The organism is Desulfurococcus sp. (assembly GCA_026626905.1).
In the GTDB taxonomy this organism is placed as follows: Archaea; Thermoproteota; Thermoprotei_A; order Sulfolobales; family Desulfurococcaceae; genus Desulfurococcus.
On sequence record JAPNUX010000003.1, the window covers coordinates 106,593 to 132,281 of the forward strand.

Annotated in this window: 22 protein-coding genes; 11 read left to right on the forward strand and 11 right to left on the reverse strand. The window is 46.8% G+C overall.

Annotated elements, in window-relative coordinates; genetic code table 11:
* Positions 1–233 precede the first annotated feature (233 nt).
* Positions 234–3,380, reverse strand: a complete 3,147-nt coding sequence (locus OWQ48_02630; protein ID MCY0868111.1) for an N-6 DNA methylase — start codon at positions 3,378–3,380, stop codon at positions 234–236.
* Positions 3,381–4,248: 868 nt separating this feature from the next.
* Here OWQ48_02630 and OWQ48_02635 point away from each other — a divergent pair.
* Together OWQ48_02635 and OWQ48_02640 are read left to right on the forward strand one after the other, a co-directional pair.
* Positions 4,249–4,569 (forward strand): hypothetical protein, encoded by a 321-nt coding sequence (locus OWQ48_02635; protein ID MCY0868112.1) that lies wholly within the window; start codon positions 4,249–4,251, stop codon positions 4,567–4,569.
* An 11-nt stretch (positions 4,570–4,580) separates the two neighbouring features.
* Positions 4,581–5,051 (forward strand): hypothetical protein, encoded by a 471-nt coding sequence (locus OWQ48_02640; GenBank protein ID MCY0868113.1) that lies wholly within the window; start codon positions 4,581–4,583, stop codon positions 5,049–5,051.
* Between the two features lie 317 nt (positions 5,052–5,368).
* Here the strand turns inward: OWQ48_02640 and OWQ48_02645 are convergent, their stop codons facing one another.
* The 9 genes from OWQ48_02645 to OWQ48_02685 all read right to left on the reverse strand — a co-directional run bounded on the left by OWQ48_02645 (position 5,369) and on the right by OWQ48_02685 (position 12,228).
* Positions 5,369–5,869 carry a hypothetical protein gene (locus OWQ48_02645; GenBank protein ID MCY0868114.1) on the reverse strand — a complete coding sequence of 167 codons (501 nt, stop codon included), beginning with the start codon at positions 5,867–5,869 and terminating at the stop codon, positions 5,369–5,371.
* A 258-nt stretch (positions 5,870–6,127) separates the two neighbouring features.
* A complete protein-coding gene (locus OWQ48_02650; protein MCY0868115.1) occupies positions 6,128–7,504 on the reverse strand; it encodes a bifunctional hydroxymethylpyrimidine kinase/phosphomethylpyrimidine kinase in 1,377 nt (458 codons plus the stop codon).
* A complete protein-coding gene (locus tag OWQ48_02655) occupies positions 7,488–8,573 on the reverse strand; it encodes an AIR synthase family protein (protein ID MCY0868116.1) in 1,086 nt (361 codons plus the stop codon). The genes OWQ48_02650 and OWQ48_02655 overlap by 17 nt, the downstream gene beginning before the upstream one ends.
* Positions 8,570–9,877: a putative hydroxymethylpyrimidine transporter CytX gene (gene cytX, locus OWQ48_02660; GenBank protein ID MCY0868117.1), complete on the reverse strand. Its 1,308-nt coding sequence runs from the start codon at positions 9,875–9,877 to the stop codon at positions 8,570–8,572. Before cytX ends, OWQ48_02655 begins: the two co-directional genes overlap by 4 nt.
* A 223-nt stretch (positions 9,878–10,100) precedes the next feature.
* Positions 10,101–10,361: a MoaD/ThiS family protein gene (locus tag OWQ48_02665; protein ID MCY0868118.1), complete on the reverse strand. Its 261-nt coding sequence runs from the start codon at positions 10,359–10,361 to the stop codon at positions 10,101–10,103.
* A gap of 32 nt (positions 10,362–10,393) precedes the next feature.
* Positions 10,394–11,656 carry an aldehyde ferredoxin oxidoreductase C-terminal domain-containing protein gene (locus OWQ48_02670; GenBank protein MCY0868119.1) on the reverse strand — a complete coding sequence of 421 codons (1,263 nt, stop codon included), beginning with the start codon at positions 11,654–11,656 and terminating at the stop codon, positions 10,394–10,396.
* Positions 11,623–11,859 (reverse strand): hypothetical protein, encoded by a 237-nt coding sequence (locus OWQ48_02675; GenBank protein ID MCY0868120.1) that lies wholly within the window; start codon positions 11,857–11,859, stop codon positions 11,623–11,625. The genes OWQ48_02670 and OWQ48_02675 overlap by 34 nt, the downstream gene beginning before the upstream one ends.
* A complete protein-coding gene (locus tag OWQ48_02680; protein ID MCY0868121.1) occupies positions 11,856–12,131 on the reverse strand; it encodes a hypothetical protein in 276 nt (91 codons plus the stop codon). The genes OWQ48_02675 and OWQ48_02680 overlap by 4 nt, the downstream gene beginning before the upstream one ends.
* Complete coding sequence (locus tag OWQ48_02685) at positions 12,094–12,228, reverse strand: hypothetical protein (protein ID MCY0868122.1); 135 nt, start codon at positions 12,226–12,228, stop codon at positions 12,094–12,096. Before OWQ48_02685 ends, OWQ48_02680 begins: the two co-directional genes overlap by 38 nt.
* A 119-nt stretch (positions 12,229–12,347) precedes the next feature.
* Here OWQ48_02685 and OWQ48_02690 point away from each other — a divergent pair, with 119 nt between their 5' ends.
* From OWQ48_02690 to OWQ48_02710, 5 genes are all read left to right on the forward strand, one after another.
* Positions 12,348–13,571 carry an iron-containing alcohol dehydrogenase gene (locus tag OWQ48_02690; protein MCY0868123.1) on the forward strand — a complete coding sequence of 408 codons (1,224 nt, stop codon included), beginning with the start codon at positions 12,348–12,350 and terminating at the stop codon, positions 13,569–13,571.
* Positions 13,572–13,695: 124 nt separating this feature from the next.
* Positions 13,696–15,036 carry a glycerate kinase gene (locus OWQ48_02695; GenBank protein ID MCY0868124.1) on the forward strand — a complete coding sequence of 447 codons (1,341 nt, stop codon included), beginning with the start codon at positions 13,696–13,698 and terminating at the stop codon, positions 15,034–15,036.
* 276 nt (positions 15,037–15,312) lie between these two features.
* Positions 15,313–15,729 (forward strand): HEPN domain-containing protein, encoded by a 417-nt coding sequence (locus tag OWQ48_02700; protein ID MCY0868125.1) that lies wholly within the window; start codon positions 15,313–15,315, stop codon positions 15,727–15,729.
* The gene (locus OWQ48_02705) at positions 15,713–16,024 is read left to right on the forward strand and encodes a nucleotidyltransferase domain-containing protein (protein MCY0868126.1); all 312 of its coding nucleotides are present in this window, start codon (positions 15,713–15,715) and stop codon (positions 16,022–16,024) included. Before OWQ48_02700 ends, OWQ48_02705 begins: the two co-directional genes overlap by 17 nt.
* Before the next feature lie 527 nt (positions 16,025–16,551).
* On the forward strand, positions 16,552–19,125 hold the full coding sequence (locus OWQ48_02710; GenBank protein MCY0868127.1) for a plasma-membrane proton-efflux P-type ATPase: 2,574 nt from the start codon (positions 16,552–16,554) through the stop codon (positions 19,123–19,125).
* A 221-nt stretch (positions 19,126–19,346) separates the two neighbouring features.
* Here OWQ48_02710 and mgtA read toward each other — a convergent pair whose 3' ends face one another.
* Positions 19,347–22,061 carry a magnesium-translocating P-type ATPase gene (gene mgtA / locus OWQ48_02715; GenBank protein ID MCY0868128.1) on the reverse strand — a complete coding sequence of 905 codons (2,715 nt, stop codon included), beginning with the start codon at positions 22,059–22,061 and terminating at the stop codon, positions 19,347–19,349.
* A gap of 188 nt (positions 22,062–22,249) precedes the next feature.
* Here mgtA and OWQ48_02720 point away from each other — a divergent pair, with 188 nt between their 5' ends.
* From OWQ48_02720 to OWQ48_02735, 4 genes are all read left to right on the forward strand, one after another.
* On the forward strand, positions 22,250–23,314 hold the full coding sequence (locus tag OWQ48_02720; protein MCY0868129.1) for a LysR family transcriptional regulator: 1,065 nt from the start codon (positions 22,250–22,252) through the stop codon (positions 23,312–23,314).
* A 68-nt stretch (positions 23,315–23,382) separates the two neighbouring features.
* A complete protein-coding gene (locus OWQ48_02725; GenBank protein MCY0868130.1) occupies positions 23,383–24,291 on the forward strand; it encodes a substrate-binding domain-containing protein in 909 nt (302 codons plus the stop codon).
* A gap of 2 nt (positions 24,292–24,293) precedes the next feature.
* Entirely contained in the window at positions 24,294–24,944 is a 651-nt protein-coding gene (locus OWQ48_02730; GenBank protein ID MCY0868131.1) for an ABC transporter permease, read from the forward strand.
* Complete coding sequence (locus OWQ48_02735; protein ID MCY0868132.1) at positions 24,929–25,669, forward strand: ABC transporter ATP-binding protein; 741 nt, start codon at positions 24,929–24,931, stop codon at positions 25,667–25,669. Before OWQ48_02730 ends, OWQ48_02735 begins: the two co-directional genes overlap by 16 nt.
* The last annotated feature ends 20 nt before the right edge of the window (positions 25,670–25,689 follow it).

The following is a 25,689-nucleotide window of genomic DNA, read 5'->3' on the forward strand; positions in this document are numbered from 1 at the left end:
GACATGTAGTCGACTATAGTTTCGTAGCCTCCCTGTATAATATAGCGGGTCTTAATCACAGTATATTGATGGAATGAAAGTAGCCTTCTCGATTTTCCTAATTCATCAGCCTCGAAAATTAACGCTTAGGAGAGCAGGCCATGGATATCGGGGTATTCAAATACTTAGGGGCTCTAATAGGATACTAGCTCCGCGGGTTTTAAGGGAGCTGTGAGAATAGTTGGAGCTAAAGTTCATAGTTTAGAAAACCATGATAGAGCTTTTTCAAGCCGTTCTTCTCCAACATGCTTCTTAACATAGTTGTCGAAGAGTTTTACAAGCTCGTTGAACTCCTCGAGGTTCTCGAGGTCTCTGAAGGCTTCTTTCTCTACATTATACTCTTTTCTACTAAACTTCTGGGGGGCTATTGTGTGGAGACGCTTGCTGAGATCCACTATTCTCAGTAGTGCCTCCCTGTCTCTTTCCTCGAAGCTAGTCCACGTCAGATCAGCATCTACTAGTGCGTTAACAGGTCTAGCGTACTGATCTCTCACGAAAGATCTCCCGGTCTTGATAGCCTTATAAGCCAGGTAGTTTAATGCCGATGCATAGAAGTAAGCCTTCTCCCTCATTTTTCCACAGTCTATGTAAGCTACAGTACTATGAGCTATGTAGTTCTCTGCGTCTGGGATGAAAACTACAGCAGAGAATGTCCTGCTACATCTATATATCACGTAAGCATTACCAGGTTTTAACGTCTTTATACTGCTTGGTTGCACTAGCTCATCCACTAACATCTTGAGCTTGTCTACTTCACTAGCTGTCAGCTTATTCTCATTGATTGTTAAAACCTCACTTAATAGCTTCTTAAGGTTGTCTTCATTCATCCTGGAAAGGAGGATATCATACATGCATGAGACGTTAAACGGGTGAATACAACCTATATATATCAGCTTAAAGAAGTCAGCCCTATACTTTCTTAGAAGGTGTTGAGGGACATGTACATCTTGTTTCATTTCACTGAATCTCACGATATACTCGTTTCCAGTCTCATCACTCCTCATGCCTGTTATAGTAAGTCCAGCATACCTCTTCTTACCCTTCTTTGCTTCACCACCAAATATGCCTCTGATGTAATCCCCCATCTTGACTATCTTTTCTACTTGTAGAGCTTGCTTAAGCGATGCGGGATCGACTAAATAGTATCCGATAAGAGGTTTTACGTACTCCTCGTAGTTCTTATGGTAGTCTTCTAGATCTATTGATATGCCGCCTGTAGATAACCGTAGCGATTTAGAATATCTCCCTTCTCCAGCCATTTTTACATCGGCTTTTAAAAGCTTTGAGTTTAACGTTTTCACGCCTTCTTTAGCTCGGCTGGTATCCTTCTCTAGCTTGATGAATACGAGTGCAGGGACATTCCCATGCTGGAAAGCATCATAGTCTAAGTCAATTATCTCCACATAATCTATGAAGTTTTCAAATGATTTAATAACACTATATGTTAACAGTATCCCCGACCTCTGAGAGGTTTTAGCATGGAATGATGCTTCTCTAGGCATTACAAATGCAACTGTACTCCTAGACATAGTTAAAGCACCGTAGAGAGCGAGGGATGATAGGTCGGAGCCCTGGATTATACTGTTTACTCCTTTAACTCCTCTAGCCCCTAGGACTTTCTCGAGTACTTCACGAGATTTATCCCTCAGGTTCTCAGCATAGCTTGTCTTAAACCTTGTTAATTGAAGCCATGGTGGATTAGTCATGATGATATCAGCATTGATGTGCTTAATGATTGCTGGTGCTAGAATGGAGAGTATGCTTGTAGCCCATACACCGTTTCCATACATTTCAAGGAGTTCTGCTAGGTTGCCGCTGAACTCTTCAATGTTTCTATGCACGTGTTCTTTGAATAATCTTCCAACAACTGTATAGTCTAGAACGCTGTGTTTAAAGAGGTCTTCTTCAAGACCCTCCTTGACATTATTCTTCAGGCACTCGCGTACACCACCCCTTGTTCCTTCACACCTCTTAAGGGCTATCCTCAAGATGTTGCCTAAAGCATGTTCTATCTGCAGGAGTGCACTCAAGTTTTCTCCTGCTCTTCTCCTTATCTCCTCTCTCACTTTATCGTCTATAGCAAGAGTTATCGTGGTGACTATATTCTCCATAATCTTCCACAGTCTCTCCAAGCCAACTGATCTCTCGGTTTCAGTGTACGATAGTATACTAGACTTTTTCTTGCCTCCGCTCTTGAAGGGTACACCCTGCCTGAACATGGTGTAAAGCGTGTCTGTGTGAAATACTAGCGGGCTTGGTACTTCCCGCTTAACCCCGATGCTCTTCTTCACTCTCGTATACGCTAGCACGAGCTCAGCTCTAGCAATAGATACAGCTAGAGGGTTTGCATCGTATCCAATAACCTCCTTTAAAGCCTCGTCAGGGGATGCTCCTTCCTTGATCTTCTCGTAGAAAGCCATTACAAGGAATGTCCCGGAGCCGCAGAAGGGGTCGAGTACTATTCTACCTCGAAGACCTCCACTTAACTGTTTCACTCTTCTAATAATAAACTCTACTACCCATAGAGGCGTGTAGTACTCACCAATCTTTCTCCTAGTCTCAGGGTCTATGAATAACTCGTAGAACTCTCTGAAAACATCTTCCGGGTAACCTATGCTCCAGTCAATCATGTTGACACGTGTAGCCACCTCGCCGGCGAGCTCTTCGATCAGCTTTACATCGCTTTCATCTAGCTTATCTCTCAGTTTATTGTAGGCTATGAACCACCAGTTTAAGTAAGGTAAAGCTACCTCTACATCAAGCCTTACCCCACTGCACATTTCAATAGGATCCATTGTTTTCTCCAAGACCCTGGAGAGACTGGCTAATACTATCATCTGGAGTATCGTGTGCTTCACGAATAATCGTTTTATGAACTCCTCGTCTGCCTCACTGTAGAGTGTCTCAATCATCGTCTTGAAGGATTCGTATAAAGGCTTGATGCTCTCATTACTATGTATCTTGATGAATACTTTCATCAATTTATCTTCATAACTAACCAGGTCTTTGAAGAGAGAGGATATAGCGTCTGGGCGAGGAGGAATACTGTATCCTTCCTTCTTTAGAACTTCTTCAATAATTTTCTCGAGCACCCAGTCAACTCTATCCCTACCCCCACTAGCAACAAGCCCTAGACTCCCCTTCTCAACCCTGTATATCTCCCAGTAATCATTGTTCGTAATAACCACGTAGAGAGCATTAGGGTAGTAAGGCAGGTACTTCTCTCGGATCTTGTTAAGACCATCCTTGAATTCTCTCTTATCCCCCTTAAACTCAAATATTACCCTGCCGAATAGATCCATGTCAACAAAACCGCCTTCTACCCCCACCTCCTGCGGCATTATAATACTCAAATGCTCCGTGCTCTCAATAAACTCGATCAGCTTCTTAATGCGAAACCTATCTAAACCCTGGGAGTGTTGCTCAAGCCTCCTTAAAACACTCCGAGTTAACTCTAATACATGTTTAGAGACAGCTAAACGCACATTCTCGTGAGGTCTTACATAAGTACCCGCCATAGCTAATCCCACATCACTAACTACCTTATGCTAGGCTCTTCCCTGATCATTATCACCTGCCTACTAGCCTAATTAATCTTTTAGGTTAGATAGAGAGCTACAATGTAGTTAAGCTCACTACTCCTGTCGAGTATCACCCACTCGCCGCGAAACCTCTCCCATAGAATGCTAGCCGCCCACAAAACCTAAAGGAGCTACTAAGGAACTATCATTTCACTTCGGCACTTCGGCTTTCTTGTTAGTCCTTGGGGGCCAGATAAAGGGTCTCCATCTATTTGGACAGGTTTATCTAACGGTACCGTAGCCGAAGGCAGCACCACTAGGTGGGATATCAAGATCCCAAGAGGGGATGTAAATTTAAGATGTTGGTTTGCAGTAATACAGGGTGGACAAGGCTCCGAAGGGTATTGGAAGTGGACTTTCTGGCTATACGTTCTTTCTGAAGGCAAGTGGTACAATGTTACTACAGTCCATGTTGATAGCCCCTATATAGGCGGGTCGCCCAATATAAACGCTGAAATAGCGGAGGGAGAGGGCGTTTCAGCCTGCAATGATCGCTTTACACTTGTCACATTCTCAAGGGCTCATGTATTGAAAAAATGGGCAGTGTCAATACATCCTCTTTCTTGTAGTTGACTATACAGGGAACGAACCTCCATTTGAGGACTGCCAAGCGATAGATTGGGACATAGTGGATTCGGAGTGGGCCATTACCTCCACAAAGGGGAGGGATACTCCAAGGGGCGTAGAGTGGAACTTGGCCACTGATCCAAGCCAACGTCCAAGCCCTCAAGTTACTAAGCTGAAACAGAAGGTTCCAGTTGAGGCGAGGTTCAAGGTAAGCCAGTTGACTATCAGCCCACGGGAGGTTAAAGTCGGAGAGAAGGTTGATATATTGGCCGTCGTCAAGAACGTGGGTAATGCCGAGGGCACGTGTTCGGTAACCCTGAAGGTTAATGGGACCTTAGTTGATCGCAAAAATGTCACATTAGCCCAGGAAGATCAACCCTAGCGAACTTCACGGTGGTCGAGGACAAGCCGGGTATCTACATAGTTGAGCTCAATGGCTTAGCAGGAGAGTTCAGGGTCCTGAAGCCGCCCACTTTCGTAGCCTCGAACCTTAAGATAGAGCTTGAAAAGGTGAACGTTGGTGAAGGAGTAAGCGTAGCGGTTAACGTCACGAACGTCGGCGACCTAAGCGGGACATATATAGTGGTTTTGAGGGTTAATGGCACAATCGTGGAGACTAAGGACATAGCATTAGATGGCCGTAGTTCGACCCTAGCGACTTTTACGATAGAGATCGTAGAAGAACGAGGGGACGGGGTTCCGAGAAGCACGGTAGACACGCCTTTCATCTATGCTGCTGTATGCGACGTGCTATTCAAAGGGAGAGTCTCACCTAGAATCAATGAGCCAATAGCTACATCTCTAGCAAGCAGCCTGCTCGAGCAGGGGAACAATACACTTGAAGATCACAGCAAGGTAACTTAAAGGTGCAACAACTGAAGCACCCCTGAAAACTCAAAACAAAACTCGCTAAAACCAACGGTAGCATTAAGGTTAAAGAACCACAGTACTCTACGTTAAAGCCGCTATATCTAGCAGTAGAGCTCTTATCTGCAAGGGGCATCACGATACCTTCACGTTATTCGGGTAGGAATCGTTTAAGGTAATAGTAGAGACATGGTGAGAGCTAGGGTAGCCGTTTACATGGAGAATATTAGGCTACCAGCAAATGCAACTCTAAGCGAGTATCATTATTATTCTACAGTCTACTTCACTCTACTATGGTTCTAGCTTGGTAGCCTTCAACTTATATTTAAATCGATGTTGAGCTGCCCGAGCTGTTTTCGTATGCTTTCAAGTATTCTTCTGAGCTCGTGTTCAGGTAGCTCTCCAATACCATATCCATCCACGTAGTTTTCTATCTTAATGTAGTGGGTGGTGAATGGTTTTTCAGAGAAAATAATACTGCTGAACTCAATTCTCCACGGGTAGAGGACACGGTTCTTTCCTATTTCATCCGGCCAGACTGGTGTTTGATCATCGTAGTATGTTCTCTTTACCAAGCCTAAGCCGTGTATCTCCCCTGTGTTTTTAATTTGGAATGCCGCGATATCGAATGGCTTAATATTATTGTATAATCTGATGAAAGCCCTCCAATTCTTCTTCTGCTTCACCCCTGCATCTCTATCCCAGAAGCCCCATAGTAATCTATCCCTAGCTACTTTAATATTCTCAATATTCCTTGAAGTAAAGAGCCACGAGCCCGCAGCCCGCACCAGCCTTAACCCACTATAAGTCCACACTTCATTATATTTAAACCTTTCACTTAAATCCTTGAACTATACAAGTGCTAGAAGAGTAGCTCCACACCCGGATTAAACACTAGGCTTGAATACTAAAGGACAAGTTGAGATTACTATAAGCTGGCAGCAGGAATCCTTCTGCTCCTCGCGATTATATCCCCATGATGAATTATTCTTAAATGGGTTTCGCGGCATAAGCTTACAAGCCTTATACTTAAAGAGACCTAAGTTTATGAAATCGGGTTTAGGTAAAGAGTTCTACTGCTTGAGTGTTCTTGCTATTGATACCACTTTTTCTGCTACTTCTACAGCGCTTCTCCCGAAGACTAGGGTTAATGGTTCTTTTCCGTGTTCTCCGTAATCGTATATTACATCGGGGACTCTACCTAGTCTTGCTACAGCTGAATCAATCCCCCACTTCGTGGTTGCACCTTCTACGGCTTTAACTTCTGGTGGCTCTATTCTTCTATCGAAGCTTCCATGCGTGTACCCGAGGGATGCTACTGTATCCTCAATCTCCCTGCTGTAAGCTATATTGGCTGCAGCTCTTATAGTAGGGTCATGGCTCATTGCTGCGAGTATAGCTCTAGCAATATGGCTTGAGACACCGAACTCAGGCTTCGCTTTCACTATTATTGCATCCTTATACCTTCCAATCCTGCCTGGTACTGCTGCTACGTCAAGCGGGCTTCTAGCGTATGGGTATGGAAGGGCCATCCCAATATTCATGAGTACCTCAGGGATTACTCTGCTCACAACCCTCCCGTTCTCTACGAGTATTCTTACAGCTGATTCAACATTCTCTAGTACCCTCCACCTCTCAGCTGGTATAGCCATGTATGCTACAGGGTTTACGGGGCCATGTCCTCTCCCTATATCCAGCCCGTACTCGATAGCTGTTGTAACTAGTTCTTTAGCAGCTTCAACTGCTTCAGGCACACTCCTACCCTTCGCTAAGCCTGCTGCTATAGCTGCAGCAAACGAGCATCCTGTTCCATGAGTTGTCTTAGAGTCTACTCTCCTAGACTTATACTCGTAGAACTCCCCCTTATAGTAGAGTACGTCCACCGAGTACTCCCCGGTGAGGTGGCCTCCTTTAACTACTGCAGCTTCTGCACCATACTCCTCTACGATTACTCTTGCAGCCTCCCTGGCATCCCTGAGGCTTTCTACTCTTAAACCTGTTATCCTCTCAGCTTCAGGGGCATTCGGGGTTACTACTGTGGCTCGAGGTATCATAAGTTTTACGAGGGCTTCAACAGCATCATCTCTTAGTAGTTTAGCCTTAGACTTAGCTATCATAACTGGGTCGACTACGAGAGGAAACCCGTACCTGTCGACTGTAGCAGCTACTACTTTTATAATCTCTGTGTTACTCAGCATTCCAGTCTTAGCAGCATCAACCCCTAGGTCCTCGGCGACAGCTTCAATCTGAGCTGCAACAATCTCAGGAGGGATATCGTAGATTGCTCTAACCTCATAGGTGTTCTGAGCAGTTATACTAGTTATTGCTGACATGCCGTGAACACCCATTACAGCGAAGGTTTTCAAGTCAGCTTGAATACCTGCACCTCCACCACTATCACTTCCAGCTATAGTGAGTGCCGTAGGAATAGGCTTACGCACTCCCACCACCCTTGAGAATCTCTAGAGTCTTGAAGAAGACCTGCCAGAAGGGGTCTCTTCTAGGTACAGGGATATCCTCGCTAACCCCATTCCTTCTCACTAGGGTCACCCCGCTCCCCCTGGAGACCTCTCCTATAACTGCTGCATCAATCCCTTTACTCCTCAATAATTCTAGTGCTAGGAGGGCTTTACCTGGTTTAACTGTAGCTATAAGAGTCCCCTCGCTTATAGCAGTATAAGGGTCTACTTCTACACCTGTGTACTCGCTGAAAGCTTTAACTACTCTTGCAACATCCTCCCGGATGAAGAGCTTCTCCTCATATACCTTTATAGCTACACCACTCGCTTCAGCTATATCGTGGAGTGCACCCCACACCCCGTACTCTGTTGCATCATGCATTGCTGTCACCCCTGTCCTCAACCCTAGCTTTGCGAGAGTGAGAGCATCTTCTACCACGCTTTGAAGCCAGAATACCTCCTTTGCTTTCTCAGCGAACTCCCATCCATACCTTGAAGCAACTACTTGAGGAAACATTGTTGCAAGTATACCAGCAGTCTCAATAGCAGGCCCCTTTGTCATTACTACTAAGTCGCCGGGGCTAGCCATTTCAGGTGTAACATACCCGTTTCTCTCAGCTACCCCCATCATAACAGCCCCGCCTATCATAGGGTAGTCTACTCCACCATACCTCCCTGTATGCCCTGCTGCAATCGCGATCCCTAGCTTCTCGCACTCCCTGTGCATGTGGATCCAGAGGGTTTTCAATTCTTCATCACTAATCTTCAAGGGGAGGTTTAAGTCTATGAAGAGGTATCTAGGCGGTACACCTGATACAGCAACATCACTTGCAAGAATGTGGATAGCAAACCACGCGCTCCTCTCCCACCCGTACTCCGGGACTACGAAAACCGGGTCTACCTCGATTATCAAAGCGTGGTCGCCTAGCTCTACTACCGCGAAGTCTACTCCAAACTTCGGTCCTACAATTACCGAGGGATCCCTTCTCCCTAGATGGGGGAGTATGACCTCCTCGAAAAGCCTTCTATCCACCTTACCTATAACACTCTCACTCTTCACGCACGCCCACCTCTAGCAAGCCGATTGTAGACTATGTACGCAATGAATACTACTATAAGGGTGGGCATAGAGCTACCTATCCTCGAGCCTAGATCGCTGAAGAATGGTACGTGGACTCCTAAGAGGATTGGAGCTGATAGCAGCATGTAGAGAGTAAACCCTGTACTCCACACTACGAGAGCCCCCCATTTTACATTAACCCCTGGATTCATTACTTTCAAGGGATCCCTGTACTCGCTTCTCTCCAACACGTAGTCTGCTATCATTACTCCTGTTAAGCTTACAAACGACCCGCCTATCAGTAGGAGGAACCACTCGTACTCCTCCATCGGGAATACTAGGGCTAGAAGTGTTCCTAGAGCACCAGCGATAACTATGTGTTTTCTCACATCAGCCCTAGGAGCCATGTTCTTATACGTTATTGCTGCACTATACACGTCGAGGAATGTTGTTGTGACAGTAGAGAATATTATTATAAGCATTGCGGGAATGCCGAGACCGTAGAATGCTATAACACTGATTGGATCCATCTCTCCCAGAACAATATTACTGTAGGCTCCGAGAAAGTAGAATAAGCTGCTTGCAGCAAAATACCCTGTGTAGCTACCCCAGAATGCTCCTCTAGTGTTCTTCGAGAACCTAGTGTAGTCGGCTATAAGTGGAGCCCAGGAGACAGGCATAGCTACAACCAGGTCTAACGCTAGCCAGAAGCTATGCGAGAAGCTTAATGGACCCTTAAACCACTCCCAGAACCCGTACCTCTCGAAGACCACGTAGGTGAGCCATCCTGTTAAAACTACTAGGAGGACTGCACTAAGCCTCTCCATAATACTCCACTTCTCCGGGCCCACTACACTCCAAAACGTGACTACTACTCCGAGGAGGAGCACCCACACCCAGTACGCTTCAACCCCGAAGACACTCAAGCTAACAGTATTCATTGCACGACCACCCACTATAAGCATTACTGCAGTCCACCCAATGAGCTGAAGATAGTTGAGAGCTGAGACAAGATGAGAGCCTCTTAAGCCTAGAGGCCTTCTAGCAATCACCATTGTTGGAAGCCCTGTTTCAACCCCTACAACCCCGATGAGCGAGAGAAGCAGGTTGCCTAGTACATGTCCTGCAATTATAGCGAGAAGAGCCTCCTTCAATGTAAGCGATACTGGGGGTGCAGCAAGTATTGCTCCAGCCCAGAACTCCGCTATACTTATCCCAACCCCAAACCATATCGAGAAGTTATCTATGAAATCATATCTTCTACTCTCCGAGGGTACCGGCTCTATACTATAGCCGTACGACAACGGAGCCCACCAGTATCATAGATTCAGTATTCATCACTTATAAATCTATCTATAACCAACTTATCAGCTAAACCACCATGAAGAAGCACACCCTGTACACTTAGCGGGAGCCGTAGTACTACAGGCTAACACGCGTAGCCTAAAACTAGGCTAAAATGCTTCCATAGAAGCAGGTAGAAAAAGATTTAATTTAGAAGCTAGTGGTTTATCAGCCTGTAGAGTGTTATCCTCCTGCTGCAGGAGGCATTATTACTACTACGTCTTCATCTCTAAGTTTCGTTTTAACTCCATTAAGGAATTCTATTGACCGGCCGTTTACTAGTATAACGATATCTTCCTGATTAAGGTCTACTTTAACACCTAGCTCCTCTGCTACTCTCTCTAGGAGGTCTTGTAGAGTTGAATCCTCGTTTAGATGTATCCATGCTTCTGGTTTAACAGCCTTCTCAGCTATTCTAGCTAGTAGTTTAACAAATACTTTCACTATCCCACCTAGAGGAGAAAAAGAGAGTAGTATTAGAGTCTTCCAGCTACCTCTAGGAGTCCTAGTTCCTCGAGCTTCTCTCTTCTCGGGATCCCTCTTTCATCCCATCCTCTAACCTTATAGTAATCCTTGAGAAGAGTGTCCTCCTCAAATACCTGGCCTTTAGATGGTGCTCTTGGCACAGGCTCTTTAACTATTCTCTCAGGCATTTTATCGTATCTTCCATCAATACCTTCTCTAATATTTATAGCTCTCTCCAGGTTGAATATTCTCTCACCTACAAGCCAGAGGTATCTTGGATCCTTAAACTCCTCTACGCCTGTTACAGCATAGAGCATTCTAGCATACATATCCATATTCACCATCTCCGTGCCCCACGGGAACAAGCAGAATACTGCTGTCTCAGCAGCCGCTGACTCATCCTGCACGTATTTTGCTAGCTCGCCTTTACCCTCAGTAGTAAACGGGTCTACTTTTCTCGGAATCCCCATTATCTCGAACTTATTCCAGCCGATCATATGGCTTGCCCCTATCGGTGATGTAGCAAAGTTTAAGCCGTGGGCTTTAGCTGACCTGGGGTCGTAGGCTGGGAGCTCTAAGCCTTTAACATGCATAGCGTACCTTTCAGCTCCTCTCCCTATAGCTTCAGCTGCTCTCTTCACACCCTCTGCTAGCAGGTCTCCTATACCTATCCGTAATGCTATTCTCCTAACTAGCTCTGGGATGATATCCGGGTCTCCCCATCTTAATTCGAGGCCATCTGTCTCGCTCTTCCCTATAACCCCCTTCTCGTAGAGCTCTACTGCGAAAGCTATTACTACGCCTGTCGAGATTGTATCGAGACCATAGCGATCGCAGAGCATGTTAGCGTAGACTATAGACTCCACATTTATGTTGCCGAGGTTACCTCCAAGCGACCAAAGAGTCTCGTACTCAGGGTGATCCCAGACTGTGCCAGCGTAAGGCCCCTTAGCTGCCTTCCATATCTTACCGCACGCTATCATGCAGTTATAGCATGCTACATGCTTGACAACATACCTACCTAGATTCTCCCCCTGGAATACTTCAACACCCTCTAGCTCCTTCTGCTTGAAGTTGTAGGTTGGGAAGTGCCCTATAGTGTAGAAGGGGTAGGTGGCGAAAGGTGTTCCAAGCTTATGGAAGCCTTCAAACCCAGGATTCCTCCTGTAGGATTCAATCTGCTCTCTTACAGCTTTATCAAGTGCTTCTTCATCATACACCTCTGGCTTCCTATCCCCTACTACAACAATTGCTTTAAGATTCTTCGAGCCCATACAGCCCCGCCGCCACCTCTAGCTGCAGTCCTCATGTCATCTGTGACTATAGCTGAGATCCTCACGAGTCTCTCTCCAGCTGGACCTATTAACACCATTCTAGCATTCCTGTCAGTCTCATCCAGCAGGAAGTCGCGTGCAGCATCAGTAGTCATACCCCAGATTCTCTCAGCACTCCTAAACTCTACTCTGCCATCAGCTATGTAGATGTAGGTGGGCTTCTCAGCCTCCCCTCTACTATTAACGCATCGAAGCCAGCGAATTTCAGCCAGGCTCCAAAGAAGCCTCCTCCAACACTCCTAAAGTATGTTCCCGTGAGCGGGGACTTGAATTGAGCAATCCATCTCGACGCAGACTGAACTTTAGTCCCTGTAAGCGGCCCCACCGTGAATACAAGCTTGTTCTCAGGGCTCAGCGGGTCGATGCCAGGTTTAAGCTCATCCCACAGGATTTTTGCTCCAAACCCCCCTCCCACCTACAAACCTCTTGACAAGGTCTTCTCTAAGCTCCTCCACGACAGCCTTCTGCCTCGATAAGTCTACTCTAAGAATTCTACCTGAGTAGCCGTACACGGCAATCCCACTCCAGTAGTCATTCTAGAACATATAGTCTTGTAAAGTTTACATAGAAACTAAATTACATGTAGACTTTATTAGGATATAAACATTACACTACCAGTAGGTGTGTGGCGTTGTCGTATAAATGGGAGGCTGAAATAAACCTTGAGAATGTCTTCACGCTGCAGCCAGCCCGCCCAGTCACCTACTTTGGTGTTGGAGCCTTAGAGAAGATAAAGGATATTGCTGGATGGCTGAAGGGGAGAGGCATAGACTCCATTCTAATCGTCACCGGTAAAACCAGCTATAAGGCTACAGGAGCGTGGGATAAGGTAAGACCCGCCTTAGAGGAGAAGGGTATACAGTACACTATCTTCGATGAAGTTCGACCAAACCCAACCTATGAGAGCTGTGATAAAGCCGCTGAGCTAGCTAGAGAAGTAAAAGCTGGTGCAGTCCTCAGTATTGGCGGCGGCAGCTCCCATGATACAGCTAAAACTGTTGCAGCCCTCCTACACTACCCGGGTAAGACAGCTAAAGAACTCTACGAGAAGATAATTGTAATCGAGAAAGCAGCTCCAATTATATGCATTAATACAACACATGGAACAGGCTCAGAAGTCGATAAATTCGCTGTCGCCCAGTCTGATGGAGGCTATAAGCCAGCAATACTTGGAGCTGCATTATACCCTGTATTCTCAATAGAGGATCCTATTTTAACGAAAGCCCTCCCCGAGAAGCAGACTATTGCTACCTCGCTGGATGCTTTAAACCACGCATTCGAGGCTGCAACAACCACTGTGAGAAACCCGTACTCCAAAGAGCTAGCTATGACGGCTGCCCGATTAATCTACAAGTGGCTTCCAATAGCTAGAAGAGAGCCTGGGAACATAATTGCACGCTACTGGCTCATGTATGCTTCAGCAATAGCAGGTATAGCATTCGATATAGCACTCCTACACTTAACTCACGCTCTAGAGCACCCGTTAAGCGCGCTCAACCCTAAGATCTCGCATGGAATAGGGCTGGCAGCCTTAATGCCATCTGTAGTGAAGATCACTTACCGGGTACTACCTGCAACAAGCGCTGACTTCCTGAGACCCATCATCCCCGACCTTAAAGGAGAGCCTGGTGAAGCAGAGCATGCAGCAGTAGAACTAGAGAAATGGCTTGCAAGTGTAGGCAGCCCCGAGAAGCTCAGAGATCTAGGGTTCACCGAGCAGGATGTCGAGAAGCTCACAGAGAACGCGATGACATCACCGGGAAGCCCAGGTTTATTCAATGTAGCACCAGTAAGTGTTACAAGAGAGCTTGTTAGAAGCATATATAGAGAGTCGCTGGAACCCCTCTCTAAATAACAGTTCTTTTAAACCCTTCTCCTCCCACCCTCTTGTTCCCACGCTAATCTTCTACTGCCCACTCCACGTGCTTTAAGCACGACTAATTACTGTGGGCTTCACATAATCTACTCTGGTGGCTAGCGTGGTTAACCGCGGCGAGCTTCTCTCTCATGGTGATGTTAGAGCTAAGGAGATTGCTCTAGCATTAATGGAGGAGGCTTTGAAGAGTGCTGACCCCTACCAGGCTGTTGTGAGAGCTCTAAGGGTTGAAGGAGACAGGGTTACCGTGGGCGGTGATGAATTCGAGTTGAAGGGTAGAGTGTATGTTGTAGCCTTCGGTAAGGCTGCATGCCCCATGGCTAAGGCTGTCGAGGACTTACTTGGTGATAGGATTGCAGGTGGAGTAGCTATCACAAAATACGGGTATAGCTTTCCATTAAAGAAGATCAAGGTTATTGAAGCCGGGCACCCAGTCCCTGATGAGAACTCTGTGAGAGGCGCTCTACTAGGAGTCGAGGTTGCCGGGATGGTGGGTGGAGACGACCTCCTGCTAGTACTGGTATCAGGTGGAGGCTCATCACTATTCGCTTTAACCGAGGAGGGGTTAACCCTCGAGGATAAAGTGAGAGTCAACGAGCTCCTCATTAAGAGTGGTGCTAGAATACAGGAGGTTAACACTGTGAGAAAACACTTATCGAGAGTAAAAGGTGGGAAGCTAGCCAGGCTAGTGAAAGGGACTGTTATAAGCTTGATTATATCGGATGTAGTAGGAGATAGACTAGACGTAGTAGCATCAGGCCCTACAGTCAGAGACCCATCAACATTCCAGGATGCCCGTCGAATACTAGAGTACTACAACCTCTGGAGTAAGCTGCCTGAGAGAGTTAGAAGACACATAGAGCTAGGAGTTAGAGGCGAGAGAGAAGAGACATTGAAGGAGGATCTACCAAACGTGCACAACTATCTAGTAGCAAGCAGTAGGATTGCATGTGAATCCGCTGCGAGGAAGGCTGTAGAGCTAGGGTTAAATGCCTACATTCTCACAACAACGCTGGAAGGTGAGGCTAGGGAAGTAGGCGTAGTCTTAGGCTCAGTAATCGAGGAGGTATACCATAAGGATAGACCATTCAAGAAGCCCTGTGCTATAATAGCTGGAGGCGAGACAACTATAACTATCACAGGTGAAGCCGGGCCCGGGGGACCAAACCAGGAGGTAGCATTAAGCGCAGCGAGAAAGATAGCCGGGCTCAGAAACACTGCAGTCCTAGCAGTAGACACTGATGGAACAGACGGGCCGACAGACGCTGCTGGAGGACTCGTAGACTCATACACACTAGAAGTCTTAAACGAGAGGAAAATAGACGTGGAAGAATACCTTAGAAGACACGATACGTATACAGCGCTAAAAGAGGCCGGGGCACTCCTAGTCACAGGGCCTACGAGAACAAAAGTGAATTCACTGGTAATAGCTATAGTACTTTAAGCGAAGCCAACACTAACCTCACTCAAACTACACTACTCTAGATGCTAGTGGAAGATATGAATGAAGGCTACAGCTCGAAGACTATTAACACTGAGAGCACTACTGCTATAATCCACAATGATCCTGCAGCCTCCTACACGTGGAAGCAAGGGGATTCTTATGTTTGAAGTATTTCAGCCTGCATAGGTTTTAATAGGCCTTAGCGTACAGTCATCCTTACCCCTGTAGCTCTAAGCTATAAGCTTGCAGGAGAATATATGGTTTAGGGTATTATTCATGGTTAGATGGGAAGTCTTATTATGGTTGAAGGCTGCTGACGAGGATCTCGCTGATGCCCGCGATGCACTTGAGAGGAAGCGGTGGTTTAGAGCAGCCTTCTACGCTCAGCAGGCTGTTGAAAAGACCTTTAAAGCTCTCTTCTTCGTTTACTGTAGGGAGGAGCCGCCGAGAATACATGCTGTAACAGAGCTCTACAGGACTCTAAGAGAGCACGGGTTCACTCTACCAGGAGACCTCGAAGAGCAGTTATACATCTTCAACAAGTACTATACGGTTACAAGATACCCTGATGCGGCAGGTGGACTACCAAGTGAGTCTGTAGATAGAGTTGAAGCTCAGAGAGCTGTAGACTTAGCAGTGAGGATTAGAGACTATGTTAGAGGAGTCCTTGGAGAAAGTGCTAGTAGAAGTTAAAAGGCTTCTAGAAGAACTAGAGAAGCATGTTAGAGTAGAGGAAGCCTACCTCTTCGGGAGCTACGTGAAGGGCACGTGGGTTAAAACTAGTGATGTAGACTTAATAGTGATTTCAAGAGACTTCGAGAGCTTAAAGTTCACGGATAGATTAGACTTAGTGTACAGAGTTGAATGGAGGCTCGGCTTAAAACACTTCATCGAAGTAATACCTTTAACCCCTAGAGAGCTCGAGGAGAGAGTAGAGAGTAGTATCGTGTTAAGAGACGCTTCACGCTACTGGCTGAAAGTAAAGTAGTCTTCAACCCCCAGCCTCCCAGCAGCTATGAAAGCTGGTTTAATAAGGAGCTACTCTCAGTTTTTTGCTTGTTTTGAACCCAATCCATCAAGCAGCATTGTCTTAGACTTCTAGAGCTCTTAGTTTTGCTTGTTTTGAACTGGTTCCCACCTGGGTTTTTCTATTAGTCTTCTGTATGCTTGAATAGTTTTAAACTTTTCTTCCACGGGATTGTTGTTAGCATTCCATGGACTCGAGGAAACCCCCTCGTAGAATGCTAGCCGAAAAACTTATAAACTCATCTTCAACGAGTGTTAGAGACTCTTCTAGAGTTGTCTGATCCTTTATTGTTGTTTCGGGTTTATCTCTAAGGATTAGTGTAGGGATGTCTGGGATTATGCTGTAGGGATTGTTACGCCTTCTGGGTTGCTATGGGTGTTTCTAGTATTCATCTAGCTGTGGGTCTACTGGTGGTTAAGACGTGTATGCTGGTCTTTAAACCACTCTACTACAATAGCCTTATTCAAGCTGTTATTTAAATCATTTTAATGGAGTCCCCGCCTGTAACTCCAGGTTTCATGGTGCTTTCAGCCTGCCGGCTTCCCGGGCTTACTCAGAGTGGGTCTAGATGGCCGGGTATTTATGGGAGGTTGATGCTAGTAGTTACTCTAGAGGTGCTGGTGTTCATGAGTAAAACGGCTGCTGGGGGAGAGAAACCTGTCTTTGATGAGATGAGTGTGGAGGATGCTGTAAGATACCTGCAGAGTAATCTAGAGAAGGGTTTAAGTAGGAGTGAGGTTGAAGCTAGATTAAAGAAGTATGGGTTTAACGAGGTACCTGAGAGAAAAGTAAACCCGTACGTGAGGTTTGCTAGGAAGTTTACTGGGCTTACAGCATGGATGCTTGAAGCTGTAATCATCCTTTCATTCCTTCTCCACAAGTATCTCGACATGTATATTGTGACAGCCCTACTCTTCGTTAACGGCTTCCTAGGCTTTATTCAGGAGGAGAAGGCTTCTAGAGCGCTAGAGGCTTTGAAGCAGAAGCTGAGGATTAATGCTAGGGTTCTAAGAGATGGTGTATGGCAGCTTGTCCCGGCTAGAGAGCTGGTTCCAGGGGATGTAGTAAGATTGAGAGCCGGGGACTTCGTGCCAGCTGACGTTAAAATTGTGGAGGGAAGTATTGAGGTAGACCAGTCTGCTCTAACAGGGGAGTCGCTGCCTGTTTCCAAGGAGCACTCCAGCATAGTCTACTCTGGATCCATTGTTAGAAGCGGAGAGGCCACAGGGATCGTGGTGGCGACAGGCTTAAACACGTACTTTGGTAGAACCGTTGAGTTGGTCCAGATAGCAAGGCCTAAACTACACTCCGAGGAAGTTATCTCCCAGGTTGTTAAATGGCTTCTCGTAATGGTGGGGGTTGCTCTCGCCTCAGCACTATTGGTATCCTATCTGATCGGGTTAAACCTGCTTGATATAGCTCCTCTTGCACTAGTCCTTCTTGCATCCTCTATACCAGTAGCACTCCCAGCTATGTTCACTATAAGCATGGCTCTCGGCTCAGTTGAACTCGTGAAGAAAGGGGTCTTAATAACAAGACTTAACGCTATTGATGATGCTGCAGCAATGGATACACTATGTGTTGATAAAACAGGCACTATCACAATGAACAAGCTTGAAGTCGCCGACATCCTCCCAATGGAGGGCTTTAAGAGAGAAGATGTCCTGCTCTACGGGGCACTAGCATCTCAGGAGGCTAACAACGACCCCATAGACCTAGCCTTCCTGAATGCAGCTAGAAGCAGTAATCTACCTCTAGGAGAATACATTCAGGAGTCATTCAAGCCCTTCGACCCGAAAACAAAGCATACAGAAGCTGTCGTCAAAGGGAAGGAAGGAGCTTTCAGAGCAGTGAAGGGAGCGATAAGTGCTGTAGCAGCACTAGCAGGAGTCGACGCGAAGATATTGTATGATAAGGCAGCCGGGTTCGCTGCGAAAGGCTATAGAACTCTCGCTGTAGCAGTGGGAGGAGTCAACGATCCATTAAAGATAGCAGGCCTCGTAGCACTACACGATCCACCTAGAAAGGATGCAGGGAAACTCATAGAAGAATTAAAGAACCTTGGTATCTCAGTGAAAATGGTTACAGGCGATGCTCTCCCCATAGCGAGAGAAGTTGCCAGCCGGGTTGGAATAGGGAGTAGAATAGTGAATATAGCTGAGCTGAGAGAGCTACTCGAAAAGAACCCTGAGCAAGCCTCAAGGCTGGCAGAAGAGAGCGATGGATTCGCAGAGGTATACCCTGAAGACAAGTACACTATAGTTAAAAGCCTCCAGGCCAGAGGCCATATCGTCGGGATGACAGGGGATGGAGTAAACGATGCACCAGCACTCAAGCAGGCTGAAGTAGGGATAGCCGTCAGCACAGCAACTGATGTAGCTAAAGGTGCTGCAAGCGTTGTCTTAACATCCGAGGGATTAGTCAACATAGTTGACTTAGTGAAAGTAAGCCGTGTAATCCACCAGAGGATACTGACATGGATACTCAACAAGATAGTGAAGACATTCCAGATAGTGATATTCGTGGTAGTAGCCTTCCTAGTATTCAAGAAGTTCATTGTATCAGCATTCGACGTTATCCTCCTAATGTTCCTCGTAGACTTTGTAACCCTCTCGATCTCCACTGATAACGCTAGATGGTCTAGGAAGCCTGATGTATGGAATATGCGGAGGATAGTATTAGCCTCGGTGATACTAGGCGTGCTGGTAGTCGTAGAGTCACTAGTAGTACTCTACGTGGGGTTAAAGTACTTTGGGCTGGAAGCAGACTACAATGCTCTACGCACATACTCGTTCACAATACTATTCTACTTCGGCGTCTTCACAGTATTCGTGGTAAGGGAGAGAGGCCACTTCTGGGAGTCGAAGCCGAGTAAAACCATGTTCTACGCTATCCTTGCGGACACAGTTATCGTGGCAGCCATAGCTACAATAGGAATGCCTGGAGTAAAGCCTATACCTCCAGCATACACAGCCACTGTGATCACGCTGACACTATTCTTCTCACTCGTAGTCAACGATAACGTAAAGTACATGCTACTGAGAAGAGAAGGCGTGGAGTAGCCTCAGCTAGCATTGATTACAGGCAGCCAAGCACATATGGAAACCATTTTAAACCTAGCTCTTCAACCTACACTAGCTTAATCACCAGTGAAACTGAGGAGAAGAATAGTGTAGAACATCCATGGAAAGAGTAGTCGTCAAGTTCCTGGAATAGCTAGCGGTAAGCTGGAAGAAAAGAATTAGAGGAATACTACTCCGGGAGTACTCTCTGTGATGTCAGGCTAGTAGAGGAAGCCATACCTCCTTATATATATAGTTTTTACGAACTGTGCTAAGGCTAGGTATGCTAGTACAGCTGGAGCTAGCACTATCGCGAAGTATAATGGTGGTAGAGGAGTAAAGCCGAATACTGCTCCAAGCGGGGTGAACGGCATGATTGTTTCAAGTGTTAAGCCTACTAGCATAGCAGTGAGTAGTGGCTTCGAAGGCCTGCTCTGGATAAACGGTATCTTCTCAGTTCTCAGCATGTTTACAACCATGGTCTGTGTCCACAGGCTTTCTATAAACCAACCTGTCTGGAAGACTGAGATGAACTTCGACTTTAAGGGCTCGCTTAGAGTAAAATAGGACCCCCCGGTAGCCAGTGGGCCTACCACGAAGAACATTAAAGTATAGGTTGTTATATCGAAGATCGAGCTTAAAGGCCCAAACCAAACCATGAATCGCCCTATATTCGAGGCATTCCATCTCCTCGGCTTTCTAACGTATTCTTCATCCATTCTATCCCAGGGTATCAGTGTCATCATGAGATCGTAGGTTAAGTTGAGGAAGAGGAATTGTACTGGAGTCATTGGGAGGAATGGTAGGAAGGCGCTGGCTACGAGGACTGAGAATACATTGCCGAAGTTAGAGCTAGCAGTGATAGTAATATACTTCACGATGTTGCCGAATGCTTCACGCCCCTTAACTACTCCTTCTTTCAGCACCATTAAGCTTCTCTCTAAGAGTATCATGTCAGCTGACTCCTTAGCTATGTCGACAGCGTTTTCCACTGAGATAGATACATCAGCCTCCCTCATGGCTGGAGCATCATTCACTCCGTCCCCTATGAATCCCACTATATGCCCCTTCCCTCGTAGCGCTTTAATTATCCTCATCTTCTGTGTAGGCGTTATTCTAGCGAAGACTGTAGCCTCGCTTACTACTTTACTCAGCTCTTCATCACTCATGCCTTCTATTTCATCGCCTACAACAACCTTCCTCACAGGTATTCCAACCTTTGCTGAAACCTTACCTGCTATTATCTCGTTGTCCCCTGTGAGAACCTTTACTTCTACACCGTGATCTCTTAGAGTTCTAACTGCAATAGGAGCGGTATCCTTCGGGGGGTCTAGGAACGCGAGGAATCCAACTAGTATCATATCCTTCTCGTCAGCTGCACTGAACACGTTTTCCGGGGGTACATCTTCTCTCCTAGCTACAGCTAGCACTCTCATTCCATCCTCATGTAGCTTCTCCACGGTATCCATTATCTGCTTCCTCAACTCCTCGGTTAACGGGATAACCTTCCCCTCGTACTCGACGCGGCTACATATAGAGAGAGTTTCTCTTACCGCACCCTTGGTTACAAGCTCTCTCTTCAAGCCACCGCTACTACTCTTCTCTACTACAACAGAGACCCTCCTCCTAGTGAAGTCGAATGGTATCTCGTCAATCTTCTTGTACACTTTTTCTAATTCCACTCCTTTTATTCCTCTCTCAGCACCGTACTCTAGGATTGCCAGGTCGAGCGGGTTCTTCAAGCCTGTCTGGAAGTAGCTGTTAAGGAAGGCGTATAATAGTACTCTGTCATCCTCCTCTCCTTTAATATTCAAGTGTTTTACTAGAACCATTCTACCTGCTGTTAGAGTACCAGTTTTATCAGTGCAGAGAACATCCATTGCTCCAAAGTTCTGGATTGCGTCAAGCCTCTTCACAATGGTTTTACGTTTAGCCATTGCTACAGCGCCTTTAGCTAGGCTGACTGTGACTACGAGTGGAAGCATCTCGGGTGTTAGCCCGACAGCTATAGCTAGGGAGAATAGGAGCGCGTCAAGCCAGTTCTTCTTTGTTATAAAGTTGAGTATAAAGACTACTGGAGCCATTACAACCATGAATTTAATGAAGAGCTTGCTTACTTCGCTAACACCCTTCTCGAATCCTGTCACAGTCTTTAATCCCACTAGTTTCCTCGCCATGGAGCCGAGGTATGTGTGCTCGCCTGTTGCTACTACAACACCTACCGCTGTACCGCTGACTACGCTGGTTCCCATGAAGCATATGTTATCGAGATCGAATATTGTTAGATGCTTAGCCTTCCTCTCTTCTTTTAACTCAGGATACTTCTCCACGGGCTCTGATTCACCTGTCAGGATAGCCTGGTTGACGAAGAAGTCCTTGGAGGATATAATCCTTATATCAGCTGGAATCATGTCTCCTGCTGTAAGGTACACTATGTCCCCGGGGACTATCTCCTCAACTCTAACCTCCTTTACACCAATATCTCTTCTCTTAACTGCCACAGTAGTGCTAACCATAGCTTTAAGCTTCTCGGCCTCCATGATTGAACGGTACTCTTGGAGGAATAAGATGACTCCGCTGACTACAATCATCGCTGAGACAATGATAATAGTGCTCCAATCTCTTTCCCCAGGCGGGGCGAAGAGGACGTCGGCTAGATAGGATACGAGTATTATGAGGAGGAGTATGCCTGTGAATGGATTAATGAAAGCCTTCAGGAAGTAAATGTACCAGGGAGCTGGCTTCTCGCGGACTACCTCGTTAGCTCCATACTCCTTAAGTCTTCTCTCAGCCTCCTCAAGTGTAAGCCCTTCTCTATCACTCCCCAGTCTTACTAGTACCTCATCAATGCTCATCCTCGCGTACTCTGATAGTCTTGCTAGAGCCTCCTCGCCTCCACCACTGCTCCTTGAAACCCTTCTTATCAAAGCCTTCATCAAAATCTACCACCATTAAGCATTGCAATCTACTCTCACCTACCCATCCATGTATTCAGTGGTTAGACCCTAAAAAAATAACAGGTGTTAAGCTGAAAGTGGAGGCTTAGCTTTCAGCAGTCTGGGAATCATCTATTAATACCCTCGTAGAGCTTACGTTTCCCTGACTGTTGAACCGGGGTTAGGCTTTGCTTGCAGGCTTAGAGCCCAGGGTTAAGCTCTCACTCTACTATAAGGGGGTTGAAGTCGCCGACAGGGAGCTAGCGGAGATACTCTACCTTGTCAAGGAGACAGGCTCAATGCTTTCAGCTAGCAGGATACTAGGGATACCTTACTCGCGTGTATGGGAGAGGATCGCCCGAGCGGAAAAACAGCTGGAAGTCCAGCTGGTTGAAGCCTGGCGTGGTGGAAGGGAGAGAGGCGGCGCCCGTCTCACCAAGGCTGGATTAGAGCTACTGAGGAGGTATGAGTCAGCATATCATAGGCTTCTCGGTGCAGCCCCCTTCACTGAGCTTGCAGGTGTACGAGGGCGGCTTGAAGGCTGGATAGCTGCTTCAAGCCACGACCTGCTTCTAAGCCATATTATCGCTTGGCTTAGAGAGAAGGGTTTAGTGATCGAAGCCTACTGGGTTGGATCCACAGCTGGATTATACTCTGTGCTCATGGGTGAAGCCCACTTAGCCGGCTTGCACTTATACGATAAGAGGAGCAGGGAATACAATAAGCCCTTCTACGAATCCCTGGGCTTGAAGCCTATTGCAGTCCTCGTGAAAGGATACCTGAGGAGTATAGGCTTTGCTTCGAGGAGACCATTGAGTAGAGATGAAGCTATCGAGAAGCTACTCAGCGGGGAGCTGAGACTCGTGAACAGGCAGAAAGGCTCCGGCACTAGAGCTCTACTCGACAACCTGATAGAAGAAGAAGCTTTGAGAAGAGGTATACCACTACAGGAGGCTATAGCAGGGATTAAAGGCTACGAGAGAGAAGTTAAAACTCATCTAGAGGTCGCCGAGGAAGTAGCTAACGGTAGCGCTGACATCGGAGTAGTCATAGAGCAGGCTGCCCGAGCCTACGGCTTAGAGTACACTCCAATATGGCTAGAGCACTACGATTTCATAGTAGCTAGAAGCTTCCTTGAAAAAGAAGCCGGCAGACAGTTCATTGAAGCCTTAAAGAAGCAGGCACCAGTTATAGCTGGAAGACTCCACGGCTACACTATAAGCGAGGACATCGGGGAGATTATAGCTGGCTAAGTAAGCAGAACGTAAAAATATAAATACTATTGTTCGTTATCGGAAAATTGGTAACGAGGTGTGTGCATGTGGACACCCGGACTAAACTGCTTGTAGCAGTAGCAGTCGTAGCTATCGCGGTGGTAGCAGGTGTAGCATACTATAAGTTGACTGCGGGGAGCGAGCCACTCCACATTAGAGCTACTACTACAACAAGCCTCTACCAGACAGGCCTCCTCGACGCTCTCGCAGGCGAATTCCGTAAGATAAATCCCAATGTTGTAATAGATTTCATTCCAGTGGGGACTGGGGAGGCATTGAAGAGAGCGGCTGGCGGGGATGCCTGCCTCGTCCTAGTGCATGCTCCAAGCCTTGAGCGAACATATATGAGCGACGGGGTAATCGAGTACCAGAAGATATTCGCCTACAACTACTTCATAATAGTAGGGCCCTCCAGCGATCCAGCAGGTGTGGGAAGCGCTAAGAGCGCTATTGAAGCATTCCAGAAGATATATGCAGCCGGCGAGGCAGGGAAAGCTTTGTTCATTAGCCGCGGAGACAACTCGGGGACGCATGTGAAGGAGCTAGAGTTGTGGAGGAAAGCTGGATTAAACCCTGAGGGCAAGCAATGGTATATCGAGGCTGGTCAGGGAATGGGTCAGACCCTTGTGATGTCAGATGAGAGAGGAGCCTATACTCTCAGCGATATTGGAACCTACCTCAAGTATAAGAAGGAGGGGAGGATACCCAGCATAAAGGAATTATTCAGCGGGGATGAAAACCTCATAAACATCTACAGTGCATACCTTGTCTCAAGCTGCGGGGGTAGGGAGAGAGATATGGCAAAGGCTTTCATAGACTTCATAGCGGGTAGTAAAGGACAGGAGCTAATAAGAAGTTTCGGTGTCCAGGAGTACGGGGGCAGCTTATTCTACCCTGCATCAGATAAGCTTGCTGAGCTAGCTGCAACTTGGCAAAAAATAGCTGAAGGCGGCTGAGAATGGAGTCTATTCTAGAGCCTCCTCTCATAGTATTTTTTAGAAGCCTATGGGTCTCAGGTCTTGCCACCCTCCTAGCGGTTTCATGGAGTATACCTTTAGCCTATATTCTAGCGGTATCAAAGCGTGAGAAGCCAGTTGTATACGTGATGGATGCTCTTGTCGGAGTACCCACAGTCCTCATAGGCCTCCTACTCTACTTCCTGCTGAGTAGAAGGGGGCCTCTAGGATTCCTCAACCTCCTCTACACGCCGTGGGCTATAGTGATAGGGCAGTCAGTGCTGGTGACTCCTCTTCTAGTCGCGGTATCCTATCGTATACTTACCGCTGGAGTCTCAAGCTACATGGAGCTTGCGTTAAGCCTTGGCGCTACGAGTAGACAGGCTGCTCTCATAGTATTCAGGGAGTCTCTCTCAGGCCTTCTATCAGGTGTAGTGATGGCTTTCTCTAAGGCTATCGGAGAGCTTGGGGTCGCGCTAGTCGTAGGAGGCAACATTAAGGGGTCTACCAGGGTGATCTCGACATCCATAGCGCTAGCTACATCGCTAGGTGAGTACGAGTATGCCGTACTCCTAGGTTTATCTCTAACACTCATTATAATCGGGCTCTCAATGATCAGGGTGCTGGTGGATGCTAAATGGGCGTCAAAGTAGAGATGCAAGGGGTATCATACAGCTACGAGTCTAGGGGGAAGCCGGCTCTAAGAAATATAAGCTTGAAGATGGAGCCTGGAAAATGCTATGCAGTACTAGGCCCTAATGCTTCAGGTAAGACAACACTCCTCAAAATAGCATCCCTCCTATACAAGCCGGAGCAGGGGGTAGTGCTCTACGATGGAGTAGACCCTTGGAGAACTGATACCGCTCTACATAGGAGGAGAGCTGTCTACGTGCACGAGAAACCCGTGATGCTTAAGGGTACTGTACGCGATAATATAGCGTTAGGCCTCAAGTTAAGAGGGGTTAGCGAGAAGGAAGCCGATGAGAGGATTAAAGCTATCACAGGTATCCTAGGTCTCAGCAGCCTCCTAGAGAAGAATGCTGCAGGCCTTTCAGCAGGCCAGAAGCAGCTGGTCGCTATCGCGAGAGCCATTGTAGTAGACCCAGATTTCCTCGCACTCGATGAAGCCTTCGCGAACCTAGATGCTAGTAGAAGAATGATTCTAGCCGACCTCATAGTCGAGTTGAAGAATAGGGGTAAGACTATAGCTCTAGCAACACACGACATAGGGGTAGCGTTGAGTATATGTGATAGCGCATTCTACCTTGAGGAAGGAGAGTTAAAGCTGGAGGGCTCAGTCGACGAGCTCCTCGAGAAGCTGTATACTCCAGTAAAGAAGGGTTTAGCCAGCACGCTGCACAGTAGAGTACAGCATTAACTGTAATCCAGCAGAGTAAA

Excerpts from the sequence above, each read along its gene's own strand:
- OWQ48_02630 (MCY0868111.1), bottom strand. The coding sequence starts at position 3,380 with ATGCCGCAGGAGGTGGGGGTAGAAGGCGGTTTTGTTGACATGGATCTA.
- OWQ48_02670 (MCY0868119.1), bottom strand. The coding sequence starts at position 11,656 with ATGGGCTCGAAGAATCTTAAAGCAATTGTTGTAGTAGGGGATAGGAAG.
- OWQ48_02700 (MCY0868125.1), top strand. The coding sequence starts at position 15,313 with ATGGTTAGATGGGAAGTCTTATTATGGTTGAAGGCTGCTGACGAGGAT.
- OWQ48_02710 (MCY0868127.1), top strand. The coding sequence starts at position 16,552 with ATGGAGTCCCCGCCTGTAACTCCAGGTTTCATGGTGCTTTCAGCCTGC.
- mgtA (MCY0868128.1), bottom strand. The coding sequence starts at position 22,061 with ATGAAGGCTTTGATAAGAAGGGTTTCAAGGAGCAGTGGTGGAGGCGAG.
- OWQ48_02730 (MCY0868131.1), top strand. The coding sequence starts at position 24,294 with ATGGAGTCTATTCTAGAGCCTCCTCTCATAGTATTTTTTAGAAGCCTA.
- OWQ48_02735 (MCY0868132.1), top strand. The coding sequence starts at position 24,929 with ATGGGCGTCAAAGTAGAGATGCAAGGGGTATCATACAGCTACGAGTCT.